Below are 15084 nucleotides of genomic sequence, written 5' to 3'. Positions count from 1 at the left end.
GTGCGGAATGAAACACAGCACTATAGTACAAGCGCTTGCTCTTTTGCAAATAGGCATATTTTTTTATATGGCCCATAAATGCCGGCAAAGAGAAAAGAAAGCGCAACAAGAATTAAAACGAATCAGGGAAATGATGTATGAAGGGATAAAAGCTACAGACAAATAACCCTTCTTTTTAACAGAAAGAACGCTTATTACAACGTTCTTTTTTTATTTAAGCTACAAGTTTTGAGTTATAAGTTACAAGATTACTTAAACACTATCTTGCCGTCGCGAGCGTCAACGCTCACCGTTTCTCCTTCTTTAAATTCTTTGTTGATAATTTTAAGCGCTAAGGGGTCTAAAATCAACTGCTGGATAATGCGTTTTAACGGTCGGGCGCCGAAGAGGGGATCATAGCCCTTTTTGGCCAGCAGGTCTTTGACTTTATCGGAAATTTTTAACTTAATTTTCTTTTCCAATAATCTGTCATGTACTTTTTTAACCTGCAATTCAACAATACGCGCCAGCTCCTTCGGTTTCAGAGAATGAAATATAATGATTTCATCAACTCTGTTTAAAAATTCCGGTTTGAATCTTTCCTGCAACATCTTCATTATTTTGTCGCGCATTATTTTCTCGGGGCTTTTTCTTTCCGCCTTATCACCAAAACCAATAACCCCGCCGCGGCCGGTTTCCAAAATCAGTTCGCTCCCGATATTGGAAGTCATGATGATAACCGTGTTTTTGAAATTCACCACGCGCCCCTTGCTGTCAGTAATCCGGCCATCGTCTAAAATCTGGAGTAGCATATTAAAAACATCCGGATGGGCTTTCTCTATTTCATCAAATAAGATAACGGCGTAGGGCCGGCGGCGGATAATTTCCGTAAGCTGTCCGCCCTCTTCATAGCCAACATATCCCGGGGGAGAACCAATCATCTTGGCGGTAGAATGTTTTTCCATATACTCGGACATATCCAGCCGCACTAAGGCATTTTCATCGTTAAACATAAATTCGGCCAAAGCCCGCGCCAGCTCGGTTTTACCCACCCCCGTAGGCCCCATAAAGATAAACGACCCGATGGGACGTGATTCCTCCGCAATACCGGCCCTGGAACGCCTCACAGCGTTCGCTACGGCCTCAATTGCCTCTTCTTGGCCTATTACGCGCTTTTGCAGCCCCTCCTCCATTTTGGCCAATTTTCCGCTTTCCGACTCTAAAATCTTGGCCACGGGAATGCCCGTCCACCGCGCCACCACTTCGGCAATATCTTCTTCATCAACCTCTTCTTTGAGCATACGATTAGTTTTCTGAATCTCCGTCAATCTGTTTTCTTGTTTTTTTATTTCCTTTTCCAAATTAGGTATGCGGCCATAGCGAATTTCCGCCACTTCCTGCAAATGCCCCTCGCGTTCCAATTTTTCCGACTGACTTTTTAATTTATCTATCTCTGCTTTGGATTCGTGCATTTTGGTAAGCGCTTCTTTTTCCGCTTTCCAATGGATTTCCAACTCGCTGGACTCTTCTTTAATTTTAGATATTTCCTTATTTAATTTTTTTAATCGTTCTTTGGCGTCCGGGTCATCTTTTTCTTTACGCAAGGCCTCCCGTTCAATTTCCAACTGCCGTTGCCGTCTTTTAAATTTATCCAATTCTTCGGGCATGGAATCTATCTCCATGCGCAAAGCAGAAGTTGCTTCATCAACAAGGTCAATGGCTTTATCCGGCAGAAATCTTTCGGTAATATATCTTTTGGAAAGTTCCACGGCTGCCAAAAGGGCGTTGTCAGTAATCTTAACTCCGTGATGGACTTCATATTTTTCTTTAATGCCGCGCAAAATACTGATAGTGTCTTCGGGGGTTGGTTCGCTTACCAAAACCGGCTGGAAGCGCCTTTCCAAAGCCGCGTCTTTTTCGATATGCCTTTGATATTCTTTGATTGTTGTCGCGCCAATGGCCCGCAATTCACCGCGCGCCAAAGCCGGCTTCAACATATTAGAAGCGTCAATCGCTCCTTCCGCGCCGCCCGCCCCGACAATCGTGTGAAGTTCATCAATAAAAAGAATTGTTTTACCGGCCGCCGCTTTAATCTCTTTAAGCACGGCTTTCAAGCGGTCTTCAAATTCTCCGCGAAATTTAGTTCCGGCAACTAAAGAACCAATATCCAGAGAAATCAATTCTTTATCCTTGATGCTTTCCGGCACATCTCCGTCAACAATGCGCTGGGCCAGACCTTCCACAATCGCCGTTTTACCGGTCCCGGGTTCACCGATAAGCACCGGGTTGTTTTTGGTGCGGCGGGAAAGAACCTGCATTAAACGGCGGATTTCTTTATCACGCCCGATTACCGGGTCAAGCTTTTCCTTGCGGGCGAGGTCAGTCAGATTAACACTGTATTTTTCCAGCGCCTGATACTTGCTTTCCGGTTCCGGGTCAGTAATGCGCTGACTGCCGCGAACTTCTTTCAAAATCCGCAAAACACTATCATAAGTAAGCCCGAATTGTTCTAAAAGCAAACGTGATTTTGATTTAACGGAAAGCATGGCTAAAAGCAAATGCTCGGTGGAAATATATTCGTCCTTCATTTTCTCCGCTTCTTTTGAAGCCTTTTCCAAAACATCTCGAAATTCCGGAGTAATGTAAAGCTGGGCAATTCCGCCCATGGGCAGCCGCGGTTGAAGAAGCGACTCCAACTCCCTCCAAGCCCGCTCTTCCAGGGTTTTCTGATTGACATTTAATTTTTCTAAAATAGAAACAATAACTCCGCCATCTTGCCCCGCCAGAGAAAGAAGCAGGTGAAGGTCGCTAATTTGCTGTTGCCCGCTTTCCACGGCAATCTGGGAAGCGCGTTGCAGGGCCTCTTGGGCTTTGACGGTAAAATTATTAAAAGGTAACATATCAAGTAATTAAAGAATTATATTAGCACTCTCTTACTTTGAGTGCTAATTCCAGTATAATTAACTTCTAAAAATCTGTCAAACGTTATAAAAATTAAATAAAACCGGAAATCAAAAAGAAGGGAATAGTGCCCTTCTTTTTGAGATGTAACTATTATTCAATCCTTATTTTTCCAATCTTCATAATCACATTTCCCCCGATATTGTTCTTTCTTTTTTTTATTTCTTGCTCCTCTTCAGCTTCCCGTTTTTTTTCCACTTCTTTCTTAAATCCCTTGATGATATTTTCTAAAAATGTCGCTTCCAAAAAGGTTTTTTTGAAACCCATAGGGTCATCTGCCCACTTATCATTATACCACTCATTAAATTCGGATAATAGTTCTTTAAACAAAGGATTGTGGTCAATCCTAAAATCTAAACTTTCTTGAAATTTTTTTGGCCAATCAGGTACATTTGAAGTTAACCACTGTAATATACTTTTTTTGGCTTCTTCCTGAAATTCTTCTATTCTTTTCTGTCTTTCGGCTTCTTTCGCTTCTTTCTCTTTTATTCCTTTCTCAAATTTTGACACCCCTCCAAAAAATTTTGAATCCATAATAATTGGGTTATTTATTATTTAATAATAGCATATTTTGTTATATTGTCAATAAGGCGGGATAAAATTCACCCTCAATAGTTGACAATTTATTTAGAAAATGTTTAAATGAACTAAATCTGAACCTTGATAACCTTAAAAGGAGGTATAAAAATGAGAAAGAGAATAATTTTTACCGGCAATTCCAATCGTCCACTGGCCGAAAGGGTAGCGGCGAGATTAGGCGAAAAATTGGGTGAAATGGAAGTTGGCAGATTTTCTGACGGGGAAATAAAGATTAAAAATGTTCGAAACAATGTTCGCGATAATGATGTTTTTATTATCCAAAGCACCAACCCGCCGGCAGAAAATATCCTGGAACTACTTTTTATGATTGATACTGTTTCCCGCGCCGGGGCCGGAAGGATTATCCCGGTAATTCCTTACTTCGGCTATGCCAGGCAAGATCGTAAAATAGAACCTCGCACGCCGATTTCAGCAAGTTTGGTGGCCATGCTTATCAAAAGCGCCAGCCTCAAGGTGGAACAAGTTATTACGATTGACCTGCATAACAGCGCCATTGAGGGCTACTTCCCTATCCCGGTCAATCACGTCTACGCTAAAAACATACTGATTAATTACTTTGAAAAAAAACTTCTGGCAAAAGGACACAACCTGCAAGAAGATCTTGTTATTGTGGCTCCCGACACAGGGGCAACGCGACGCGCTCGAGATGATTTTGCCACCTATTTCAAGTGCCGACTGATTATTATTGATAAAAGGCGCATCGAGGAAAATGAGTCCGAAGTGATGAATATTATTGGCGAAGTTGACGGCAAAATCTGCATTATTGCTGACGATATGATTGACACGGCTGGCACGATAACTCAAGGCGCGGCAGCGATAAAAGCAAGAGGGGCCAAGGAAATTTACGCCTGCGCTACTCACGCCCTGCTTTCCGGTAAAGCGGTGGAACGCATTGAAAACTCCGCCATCAAAGAAATAGTTTTTACCGACACTCTCGTTCTTCCCGAAGAAAAAATGCTAAAAAAATTTAAAAAAATCAGTGTTGACCAAATCCTGGCCGAAACGATCAGGGCTGTAAACACCGGCGAATCGGTAAGCCACATCAACAACATGACATTCGAACAGTAATTTTAAAACTTAATCCCGTTTTTGGACAAAATCCAAACGGGATTTTTTATTTGATTTTTTGGATTAAAAATGATACTTTATAGAAATATGAAAATAGATATTTTGGGAGTTACCATAGATAACTTAGATAAAAAACAAGTTCTGGAAAAACTGGAAATTTTTTTACATTTGCCGGAACAGCACCAAATTGTCACGGTAAATCCGGAATTTATTGTAGCGGCGCAAAAAGATGAGAAATTTAAAAATCTTCTAAATAAATGCGCCCTCTCTATTCCTGATGGTTTTGGTTTAATTCTCGCCTTTAAATTTCTAAAACGACCTCTGCCCGAAAGAATCCCCGGGGTAGATTTGATTTGGGATATTGCAACGCTATGTGAACAAAATAATTGTTCAATCTATCTTTTGGGCGGGAAAGATAGGGCGGCAGAAAAAACAGCGGAAATTTTAAAAAATAAATGCCCGAATCTAAAAATAATAGGGGATAGTGAGATAATTGTTGAAAATCAGGAATTGGAAATTAAGAATTTGGAACTAGAAAAAATAAACAACTTTGGGCCGGATGTCCTGTTGGTAGCCCTGGGACAAGTTAAACAGGAAAAATGGATTGATAAAAATTTGGCTAAACTGCCAAGCGTCAAGTTTGCTATGGGAGTAGGGGGTAGTTTTGACTTTATTTCCGGGCAAATAAAGCGCGCACCGAAATTTTTAAGAATAATCGGATTGGAATGGCTGTGGCGTTTAATTTTAGAACCTTGGCGCTGGAAGAGGATTTATAACGCGGTGATAAAATTTAGCTGGCTGGTTTTGACAAAAAGATAAAATAAAAAATCCCGCTCCGCCAAAATGGGTTCGGGATTTTTGTTTTATTTATATTTTATTTAATCTCTCGTCTTCGCGATTGGCAAATTTTAAAGTAGAAATGATATTGGCAATTTGCCTAAAATTTTTATCATCCCTTAAATTAAACCGCGTCATGAATTCCGCCTCAATATCTTTGTCTTTTTCAATCTCTTTAATAGTTTTGCCGCCCTGTAATATATTTAAAATAAATTCTAACTGTTCATCGGGAATTTGAGATAATAATTCTTTGGACCTCTGCCGAATAGTATCAATATACGCCTTCTTTTCCTCTTCTTTTTTAGGGTCTAACGATGATTCCCATCCATTTTTATCCATACTTTTGACTAAAATCGCTAATTTTTATATAATTTAGGTAATTATAACTTAACTCCACTTTAATGTCAAAGCCTAAAATACGAGTGAGAATCGCCCCGTCGCCGACCGGCAATCTGCATATTGGAACAGCCCGCTCCGCTTTGTTTAATTATTTATTCGCTAAAAAAAATAAGGGTGATTTTATCGTGCGTATTGAAGATACCGACTTGGAAAGGTCTGGCGAACAATATACTAAAAATATAATAGAAGGATTAAGGTGGCTGGAAATAGAATGGGACGAGGGGCCGGAAAAAAGCGGTAAATACGGACCATATTTTCAAAGTCAACGAACAGAAATTTACTCTGACTATCTAAAAAAACTTTTGGATAATGGCACGGCTTATTATTGCTATTGTACCGAGGAAGAATTGGATAAAGAACGCGCCGAGATGGAGAAACAGGGGATTGCTCCGAGATATTCCGGACGATGCCGCCATCTGACAGAAGAACAAAAGAGAAAATTTGAAAGCGAAGGGCGCAAACCGATTATCCGTTTTAAAGTTGAATCAAAAAAAATAAAATTTAACGACCTTATCCGCGGCGAAATAGAATTTGATACTGACTTAATTGGGGATATAACAATTGCCAAAGACCTCAACACCCCGCTCTATAATTTTGCCGTGGTGATTGATGATTATACTATGGAAATCAGCCACGTCATCCGCGGGGAAGACCATATTTCCAACACACCCAAACAGCTTTTGATTTTTGAAGCGCTCGGACTCACGCCGCCTGTTTACGGCCATCTGCCCCTGATTCTAGGGTCCGATAAATCTAAAATGTCTAAAAGGCACGGTGCCACTTCAATTTTAGAATATCGGGAAAATGGTTATCTGCCAGAGGCCTTGGTGAATTTTATGGCTTTCTTGGGCTGGAATCCGGGGGATGAACGGGAAATTTTTTCGCTCAAAGATTTGATAAAAGAATTTTCCATAGAAAAAACGCATAAAACCGGCGCGATTTTTAATGTTGAAAAATTGGATTGGTTTAATAGTTATTATATTAAACAAAAATCAATCAAAGAACTCACTAAACTCTGCGTCCCTTTTCTTGCGGAGGGCCGCCTGATTCAAAGAGCTGGTTCAAAATTTGAAATAACTGACACCAAAGAACTGATTGACTCTGAATATCTGGAAAAAATCGTGGCGCTGGAGCAAGGGAGAATTAAAAAATTAAAAGACATTGACGAAGCTACCAATTATTTCTTTTTTGATTCCATTAAATACGAACCGGAAATACTAATCTGGAAGAAAAGCGATAAAGAAGCTACCAGCGCTAATCTGAAAAATGTTTATAAAATCCTTTCTGAACTAAAAGAAAAAGATTTTGAGCCGAAAAAGTTGGAAAAAATACTGCTGGGAATTTGCGGGGAGGATAGGGGGGCGGTGCTTTGGCCACTGCGCGTCGCCCTTTGCGGCCGTAAGGCCTCGCCCGGGCCCTTTGACATTGCCGCTATTTTAGGAAAAGAAAAAACGTTAAAAAGAATAAATGACGCAATAAATACTTTAAAATAAAATATGGAAATACTACTTTGGTAGATTTAAAGATTTAACTCCCGCAAATATCGCTCAAAATTTAAAAAAGGATAGTCCCATAACTTATAAATATTGGCAAAAATTTGGTTATTTCAGCTAAACCGTGTTAAAATAAATTAATGAAGACAAAAACACAAAAAACAAATACTTTCCGCCTGCTAACTATTTTTTTTATAGTTAGTATTTTTTTTCTCTCGCCGGGTTTTATAAAAAATATCTTGGCGGAAACAGCAAAAGACGACATCAGGGATGAAGTTTTAAATATCAACGACCAAATACAATCCAAAAAGGACGAAATAGACAAATTGAAAGACCAATCCAAACAATACGAAAAACTCATCTCTCAAAAGAGGTCAGAGGCGATAAACTTAGCCAATCAGATAAATTTAGTGGAAAATCAAATCGCCAAAACGAAAATTGACATAGAAACAACGGAAGCGGAGATGGACCAGGTTAAGCTGGAAATAGCTGGCACCAATTTAGAGATAGGGGATAAAGAAAAAGATATCGCCAATCGCAAAAAAACTCTAACTGACTACCTTCAACTTATCAGAAAAAATGACGATATCGGTTATCTGCGAGTTTTCTTGCTGAATGATTCTTTTTCTGATTTTTTTGACCAGCTAAAATATCTGGAAAATATGCAGACAAACCTGCGCGATGTTTTAGGTAAGGTCGTAACGCTAAAAAAGGAGTTGGATGAGAAAAAAATCCGTCTGGAATCACAACAAAAGGACCTGGAAAAATTAAAACTCGCTTTAAGCGAGGAGCAGAGCCGTCTGCAGGGAGAAATCTTAAGTAAAGAATTAGTTTTGGAAAACACTAAAAAGTCCGAAGCGAAATTTCAAGAATTATTATCCCAATTACGCCGCGAACAACAGGCCGTAAGTTCCGACATCGCTTCACTTGAAAAAACCATTAGACAAAAATTAGAAGCCAGCGACATAAATTTCAAAGAAGGGGAGCAGGCGATACTTTCCTGGCCGATACCTTTTAACGGCATCACCGCCACCTTCCACGACCCCGACTACCCCTTCCGCTATATTTTTGAGCATCCGGCGGTTGATTTAAGGGCCTCACAGGGCACAGCAATACGCGCACCGGCGCCCGGATATATCGCCAGAGTCAGGGAAAACGGTTTTGGTTATAATTATCTGATGATTATCCATTCCGGCGGAATTTCCACGGTTTACGGGCACGTTTCGGCTTTTGCCGTCACCGAGGACGAATATGTGACGCGCGGCCAAATCGTTGCTTACACGGGCGGCGCTCCGGGAACCTTAGGTGCCGGGCGGCTGACCACTGGACCGCATTTACATTTTGAGGTAAGATTGGATGGGATACCGGTTAATCCCATGGATTATTTGATAAATTTTTAAATAATAGGAGGCGCCGAAAAGCGTCTCTTTTAAAAAGAACTTTAACAATTAGTTGGAGGGTAAAATGAACAAAATAGATATTAAGGTTAAATTCTTCTGCGTCTTGCGGGCATTTTTCGTGGACCACAAAATGCCCTTAGACAAAGAGCTTGAAAAAGAAATCGTCTGTGATATCCCCGTAGAATATTATTTCTGGAGAAATGGTGAGAGTAAGAAAAGATTGGTATGCATAAACGCCCTGCTTCACTATTATGAAACCAAAAAACCAGTTTGCGGAGGAATCGAAAAATTTATAAAAGCGGCCGAAGAGAAAAAGGAGTCCATAGAGAAAAAACTCAAAACTCAATAACTCCGCCAAAAGACGTCAGCTGACGTCTTTTTTATTTCGTACTTAATGCTAATAAAAAATAGGGATAAATCCATCCCTATTTTATAGTTTAGCTAATTCTGATAAAACCACGGCTCTTTACGGGTGTATTTAATGCTTTTCGCAAACCCCTTGACTCCCTTAAAATTAATATCTTTTTTAAGAAGTTCGTGACATTTCAGCTCCCATGCCGCCCTGGCTTCAGCTATTGTCCGAAAAGCAAAAATTCTGCTGCCGGCTCCATCTATACAGATATGAATAACGGCTCCTTCTCTGCCGGCCGGCGGATTCTTAATTTCCAATAGTTCCGCATACCCTTGCGGAACCTCTTCACAATCAGCGCATCCATACTTATGTTGCGTAATGTCATACTTGCTTTCTGACGAATAAGAGCCGTGTTTCACGAGCGTTACCTTGGTTTTTAAATCTTTCCTCATATTTAACCCTCCTAATATAAAAGAACCGGTTCATTTTGCCCTCACTTTACTTTTTTTACTAAAATTAGTCAATAGGGAGACATCGCTCTTGACAAAAATACGAGAAAATGATAAAAATATATGAACAGTATATTTGTTATTTAACAACTAATTGGAGAATAAGAAATGGAGAAAGAGAATAAAAAAACAAGGGTTAGGGGAGGTTCAAGAGGTGTAAAGAGAAGTTATCTTATTTTTCATCTCGTAGAAGATGCTTACAATGGAAAAGGGGGCGACTCCCGCGTTTCCGATTGGCGTTTTTGGGAATTTGACGGACCACTTGCGGATTGTTTCACGTTAGAGGCAATCAGTGAGCTAGCGAAATACTACAATTCGTTAAATAGCGCCGAAAAGTGCCAATTTAAAGATTCTAAACTTTTGAAAGAAATGGCCCGCCGCCAACCAATCTGCATTCAAGGTATTCTAAAAACGTTATCAGAAATCCGAAAATACTATTTGCTTGAAGCCAACGTACGACCGCCAAAAAAATATCTTAAATGGCTTCGTTGGCTTAACAGAAAAAATCCCTCGCGAAAGTATATAGCCGCTTACTGGATATTAAGGCATTTTGAAGCTCTCCCGCCGGAAAACCGGCCCAACAATCTTGAATTTTTTATTACGAAAGTAAGAGAGCAGCGGGAAAAATCACTTCGTAATGTCAATGCCGAGGAAGATTATAGTACAACAATCGACGTTTACGGGGATAGAAGACATCGCGACCCCCTGCCGACAGGAGAAGCGGGAGGGGATTTATTCCCTTCTTAAAATCAGCTCCAAAAAGGCGCCAAAACGCGCCTTTTTTTATTCCGTCCCAAAAGGGGGCTCTTGACAAAAATACGAGAAAATGATAAGAATACATGATATCTTATTTGTTATTTAACAACCAAAAAAAGGAGTAGAAATGGGAAAAAAGAAAAGAAAAATAAAAGAAACGAGGAGTTTAAAACACGGTTATTTCACTCTCCATATCCTGAACGCTGCCTACAACGGAGAAGAAATAAAAGACGCTCTTCGTATTGTGCCTTTCTCTTTCTGGAAATTTAAGGATGGGCGACTCACGGATTGTTTCGTGCTTGAAATAATTGATATACTAAAAGGGCACTACAATTCATTAAACAATACCGAAAAGCGCGAATTTAAAGATTCTAAGCTTTTGAAAGAGATGGCTCGCCGCGAATCAGTCTGTGTCAAAAATATTACAAAAACCCTGTCGGATCTTAGAAAATATTACTTCTCTAAATCCGATAAAAAGCCTCCCAAAAAATATCTCAAATGGCTGAAATGGCTTAACGGAGAAAACGCGGCACGAAAGTATATAGCCGCTTACTGGATATTAAGATTTTACGAAGCTCTACCACCCGAAAATCGCACCAATGTTCTTGATTATTTTATTGCTAAAGCAACGGAAGAAAAAGAAAAAGCTAGTGCAGAGTTAATGGTATATGTTGAGTGGAATCACAAAATACCATCATTACCGATAAAAAAGGCCGGCGGGGGGTTATTCACTGGAACCTGCTAAACTAAAAAGGCGCCAAAACGCGCCTTTTTTTATTTTTTATATTATGCTAAAATACAAACAAATAACAACAAAATATGCTTATTTCAACAACAGAACAAATTACTGGAAAAACAATTATCCAAAACCTGGGGCTGGTCAGAGGAAATACTGTTCGCGCCCGTAATATCGGCCGCGATATTATGGCCTTGGCTAAAAATATCGTCGGCGGAGAAGTGACTGAATATACCGCTCTTTTGAGCCAAAGCAGGGAACAGGCAATTGACAGAATGATTGAGGAAGCGCAAAAACTCGGGGCTAACGCCATTGTCAACGTCCGTTTTAACACCTCGGGCGTTACGGCCGGCACAGTGGAAATTCTTGTTTACGGCACAGCTGTAAAATTAAGCTAATATGGTATTAAAAATACTCGCCATTGCTATAATCGCTGTTTACGGTATTTTTTTGGTTTCCCTGGTTGCGGCGATAATTTTAAAAATCATAGAAAGAGCAAAAGAAAGCAAGAAAGATAAATATAAAGATATAGAAAAATAATTTTAATAAATAAAACGTTTTTTGAAAATTTAAAAACCCAAAAGATAAAGGGGGTTAAAAAATGAACGCACAAGAAATAGTTGATAAATTGGAAGAACTCGAAAAAAGCGCGAAAGAGAGTCTTAACTTTAGCAAGAATTTATCCCCCGACGGCTTTTGCCCTCCGATATCTCCTTATGTCACGCCAAAAAAATTATCGCCAGAAACAAAACAGATTTCCGAGCGATTGTTCGGCAGGTGAAGAGGGGAGTGGGGGTAAAACAATCATCTCGGCGCGGAAATAAAAAAATTTAAAACACGATTCATCGGATCGTGTTTTTTATATAAAAATACTTTCAATTTGACAACGATAAAAAATGTGCTAAAATAAACATCTCAAACACATACAAAGGAGGTTAAAATGAAAAAACTTGCTCTTTTTATCGTCTTAATTATCTTTATCTCTCTACCTTTAGTAGGGGACGCCAAACCACAGAAAATCAAAGACCCAAAAGAATTAATAGGTTCAGTAACGATTAAAGTAACATATGTCATTGATGGCGACACAATCCGGGCCGATATTGAACCGGGTTTTGACATTATTCTTCAAAATCAAAGAGTACGCCTACACGGAATTGACGCGCCGGAAATCAAAAAAGACAAAGAAGCCGCCCTCAAAGCGCAAAAACGACTAAAATGGTATCTTGTAGATACGGCCAAAGAAGTGCGAATGGTAAAACTGCCAACCAAAGACAAATATGGAAGATGGGTAGGAAGATTATATGTAAAAAACGAAAAAGGGGAATGGATTGATGTAAACGAAAGTTTAATTGACGATGGCGTAGTTAAACTTTATATCCCTAAACCCAGGAAGTAAACATTGAGTAACAACAAAGACCCGTATTATAATTTACGGGTCTTTTTATTATAGGGTATCTATAAATAAGCAGGGAAGCTCTATTTTAAATAATATGTTGCGTCGCACAATATATCTTATACGACGCTTATATCCTAAACATTGACAAAAGCGCATTTTTAAGATATGCTTAATTAATCTCTAAATATAAATAATCATCCAAATATGAATATATTTGAAAAATCACTAAATAGGAAAGAAAAAACGGAATCCGCTATTAAAATTGAAAAGAAGCAAATCTGGATAGATAAACATGGGCAAAGGGTAAAAATTCTGGATGCTAATGAAGAAATGGTATTTTGCCAAATAGTAGGAGTAACAGTACGAAGCGTAGAACATCGTTTTAAAAAAAGCGAATTCCTCGAAAAATTCAAATTAGATGCCGAAAAATAATCCCGCCTTGGCGGGATTATTTATAATAGACCCTATCGTCAAAACGTAAATCAATATATTGAATCTTTGAAGGGTCTTTTATTTTACCCTCTAATACCAATTTTAAATTTTGCAATTGCGCGTCAAGATTTTTAGCGGACTCAAAATACACAGCCCACCCCTTTTCTGTTATTATGTGCACCCTGGTAGTCATTAATTCTGGTGTCGCAAAATGTTTAACTTTTATATTGGGAAAAGCTGCGGCAAATTTTTGAGACAATTCTATAATAAAAGTGATGGCCTTGCCATCCAAAACCTGCTCTTTAATTTTAACTTCGCTATTACTTAAATCATATATCAGGGGTAAAATAATACTCCCCTGCTCTTGAGAAGCTACCCCTCCGCTGTCATTTTCCACTTCTATCGCTTTTTCCTTTTCATCTGCCACTATTTTTTTATCAGTATATATTTTTTCCACCTCCAATATTGGCATTTCGCCAAGCACCACGCCGTTTAAATCTAAATAATAATATCTATCAACGTTTTCTTTTTTAGTTACCCAGACCACGGTTGAAACCTTCTCTTTAATGCTTATGGATATTTTGTGCGGATACTGCTTATCTATAATTAATTCATCCAAAACGTAACTATTTTTAATGTTTTTACGGGCCAACCCCTTGCTAAACATAAAAATATTATCCTGCCTAAATATCAAAAATCGAGAATGGTCAAATTGTTCCTCGACGATATTTTTTAAAGCAAATTCGGAGATATTTTCCCGCCCCCTGATTTCAATTTCTGTTAGTTTAAAATTCGGCGAATAGAAAAAATAATACATCACATACACTAAAACGGCTAAAAAAACCATCAAAACAACCCTGCTAAAATATAATCTAACGTGTCCCCCCGTCTTTCTTCTGACAATTCCGCCCGAGGGCAAAAAAGACCGGTGCCTATAAAAATTATAGCCCTTGTTGTAATGCCGACGTGGAGAAAACTTTTTTTTCCAGCTAAACATATCTTAAGCTTAAATATCCGAATAAAAACGCGGTATCATTGGATTGATTCTGGATAGAATCTCATAATGAATCGTGTTTAATTTTCCAGCTACTTCTTCCGCCGTAATAACTTCCCTGCCCTGCGACCCTAATAACACGACTTCGTCCTCAACTTCAGCGCCGGTGACATGAGTTATATCCACAACACACATATTCATACATATTCTGCCTAAAATTTTACAACGCTCGCCCCTGACAAGAACATTCCCGACACTTGATAATCCGCGGTCTAAACCATCCGAATAACCCACCGGCAAAACTGCTACCTTACCATCTCTTAAGATTTTTTCCGTTAAGCCATACCCCACCGGAGTTCCGGATTTTAGAGCTTTAATTTGGGCAATTCTGGTTTTCCAGCACAGACAAGGTTTTAATTTAATATCCCGACCATTCTCTTGGGCAGAAACAATCGTCTCCCGAGAAGGCCAAAAACCATATAAACTAACACCAAATCGCGCTAAATTAAAATGGGTATCCGGAAAAAGTATGGCCGCGGCGCTGCAGGCCGTATGCTTTAAGGGAATAATTATGTTTAAATCTTCTAAAAAATTTATGGCTTGCTTAAATTTTTTTAGTTGCTCTTCGGCGTAACTGTGATTAGTGGTGTCCTCAATGTTGGCAAAATGAGTGTAAATCCCTCTAATATTAAGTTTAGGATATTTTTTTATTAAATTCACAAAATCTAAAAGATTTTCCAAACCCACGCCTTGGCGATTAGTCCCTGTTTCTAACTTAATGTGGAGGTTGGCCGTTTTATCGCATATCTCACTCAACCTACCCAATTCTTCCACGGTTTCTTTATTATAGACAACTAAATCAAGGTCATTTTCAAAAATTTCCGATAAACATTCAAGCACGGTATAGCCTAAAATTAAAATAAAGGACTTGATGCCCTCTTTCCGCAGGATAATCCCCTCCTCTATTGAATCCACCCCCAGCCATTGCACACCCGACTGAACACAAATTTTACTCACCTCCGTAAGACCATGACCGTAAGCATTAGCTTTAACTACTGCCATCATCTGAGTAGCGGGGGTTAAGATTCTACTCAACTCCTTTATATTATTTTTTAAAGTCAGCCCGTCCACCTCTACCCAAGTTTTACATTTAGCTATCTTGGCATCCATAA

General features: G+C 39.2%; 18 protein-coding genes. 12 read left to right on the top strand and 6 right to left on the bottom strand.

All coding sequences use genetic code 11. The annotated features are described in order from the left end of the window. The first annotated feature begins 7 nt into the window (after window positions 1–7). Complete coding sequence (locus tag PHG22_01615) at window positions 8–166, top strand: hypothetical protein (GenBank protein ID MDD5490475.1); 159 nt, start codon at window positions 8–10, stop codon at window positions 164–166. 82 nt (window positions 167–248) lie between these two features. Here the strand turns inward: PHG22_01615 and clpB are convergent, their stop codons facing one another. Both clpB and PHG22_01605 read right to left on the bottom strand, forming a co-directional pair. Further along, window positions 249–2879, bottom strand: coding sequence for an ATP-dependent chaperone ClpB (gene clpB, locus PHG22_01610; GenBank protein MDD5490474.1), 2631 nt, complete (start codon window positions 2877–2879; stop codon window positions 249–251). 154 nt (window positions 2880–3033) lie between these two features. Next, the gene (locus PHG22_01605) at window positions 3034–3474 is read right to left on the bottom strand and encodes a hypothetical protein (GenBank protein ID MDD5490473.1); all 441 of its coding nucleotides are present in this window, start codon (window positions 3472–3474) and stop codon (window positions 3034–3036) included. A gap of 153 nt (window positions 3475–3627) precedes the next feature. On the opposite strand from PHG22_01605, the gene PHG22_01600 reads away from it, so the two are divergent. Then, on the top strand, window positions 3628–4608 hold the full coding sequence (locus PHG22_01600; protein MDD5490472.1) for a ribose-phosphate pyrophosphokinase: 981 nt from the start codon (window positions 3628–3630) through the stop codon (window positions 4606–4608). An 87-nt stretch (window positions 4609–4695) separates the two neighbouring features. Continuing rightward, window positions 4696–5427 (top strand): WecB/TagA/CpsF family glycosyltransferase, encoded by a 732-nt coding sequence (locus PHG22_01595; GenBank protein ID MDD5490471.1) that lies wholly within the window; start codon window positions 4696–4698, stop codon window positions 5425–5427. A 48-nt stretch (window positions 5428–5475) separates the two neighbouring features. Here PHG22_01595 and PHG22_01590 read toward each other — a convergent pair whose 3' ends face one another. Next, entirely contained in the window at window positions 5476–5784 is a 309-nt protein-coding gene (locus PHG22_01590; GenBank protein MDD5490470.1) for a hypothetical protein, read from the bottom strand. Window positions 5785–5846: 62 nt separating this feature from the next. On the opposite strand from PHG22_01590, the gene gltX reads away from it, so the two are divergent. From gltX to PHG22_01575, 3 genes are all read left to right on the top strand, one after another. Beyond that, window positions 5847–7337 (top strand): glutamate--tRNA ligase, encoded by a 1491-nt coding sequence (gltX, locus tag PHG22_01585; GenBank protein ID MDD5490469.1) that lies wholly within the window; start codon window positions 5847–5849, stop codon window positions 7335–7337. A gap of 140 nt (window positions 7338–7477) precedes the next feature. Further along, window positions 7478–8737 carry a peptidoglycan DD-metalloendopeptidase family protein gene (locus tag PHG22_01580; protein ID MDD5490468.1) on the top strand — a complete coding sequence of 420 codons (1260 nt, stop codon included), beginning with the start codon at window positions 7478–7480 and terminating at the stop codon, window positions 8735–8737. A gap of 64 nt (window positions 8738–8801) precedes the next feature. Then, window positions 8802–9086, top strand: coding sequence for a hypothetical protein (locus PHG22_01575; protein MDD5490467.1), 285 nt, complete (start codon window positions 8802–8804; stop codon window positions 9084–9086). A 92-nt stretch (window positions 9087–9178) separates the two neighbouring features. Here PHG22_01575 and PHG22_01570 read toward each other — a convergent pair whose 3' ends face one another. After that, complete coding sequence (locus PHG22_01570) at window positions 9179–9541, bottom strand: hypothetical protein (protein MDD5490466.1); 363 nt, start codon at window positions 9539–9541, stop codon at window positions 9179–9181. A gap of 165 nt (window positions 9542–9706) precedes the next feature. Between PHG22_01570 and PHG22_01565 the strand changes: the two genes are divergently transcribed. From PHG22_01565 to PHG22_01540, 6 genes are all read left to right on the top strand, one after another. After that, window positions 9707–10345, top strand: coding sequence for a hypothetical protein (locus PHG22_01565; protein ID MDD5490465.1), 639 nt, complete (start codon window positions 9707–9709; stop codon window positions 10343–10345). Window positions 10346–10481: 136 nt separating this feature from the next. Then, window positions 10482–11099: a hypothetical protein gene (locus tag PHG22_01560; GenBank protein ID MDD5490464.1), complete on the top strand. Its 618-nt coding sequence runs from the start codon at window positions 10482–10484 to the stop codon at window positions 11097–11099. 74 nt (window positions 11100–11173) lie between these two features. Then, the gene (locus PHG22_01555; protein ID MDD5490463.1) at window positions 11174–11488 is read left to right on the top strand and encodes a YbjQ family protein; all 315 of its coding nucleotides are present in this window, start codon (window positions 11174–11176) and stop codon (window positions 11486–11488) included. 1 nt (window position 11489) lies between these two features. Further along, window positions 11490–11630, top strand: coding sequence for a hypothetical protein (locus PHG22_01550; GenBank protein ID MDD5490462.1), 141 nt, complete (start codon window positions 11490–11492; stop codon window positions 11628–11630). Window positions 11631–12030: 400 nt separating this feature from the next. After that, window positions 12031–12486, top strand: coding sequence for a thermonuclease family protein (locus PHG22_01545; protein MDD5490461.1), 456 nt, complete (start codon window positions 12031–12033; stop codon window positions 12484–12486). A 204-nt stretch (window positions 12487–12690) separates the two neighbouring features. Continuing rightward, window positions 12691–12918 carry a hypothetical protein gene (locus tag PHG22_01540; protein MDD5490460.1) on the top strand — a complete coding sequence of 76 codons (228 nt, stop codon included), beginning with the start codon at window positions 12691–12693 and terminating at the stop codon, window positions 12916–12918. A 16-nt stretch (window positions 12919–12934) separates the two neighbouring features. Here PHG22_01540 and PHG22_01535 read toward each other — a convergent pair whose 3' ends face one another. Together PHG22_01535 and alr are read right to left on the bottom strand one after the other, a co-directional pair. After that, window positions 12935–13915, bottom strand: coding sequence for a hypothetical protein (locus PHG22_01535; protein ID MDD5490459.1), 981 nt, complete (start codon window positions 13913–13915; stop codon window positions 12935–12937). A gap of 9 nt (window positions 13916–13924) precedes the next feature. After that, window positions 13925–15082, bottom strand: a complete 1158-nt coding sequence (gene alr, locus PHG22_01530; GenBank protein MDD5490458.1) for an alanine racemase — start codon at window positions 15080–15082, stop codon at window positions 13925–13927. Window positions 15083–15084 lie beyond the last annotated feature (2 nt).

It is taken from the genome of Patescibacteria group bacterium (genome assembly GCA_028716045.1).
Classification (GTDB): domain Bacteria; phylum Patescibacteriota; class Patescibacteriia; order JAQUQO01; family JAQUQO01; genus JAQUQO01.
The sequence above is the reverse complement of the archived record's forward strand: the minus strand, read 5'-3'. Positions and strand labels throughout refer to the sequence as shown.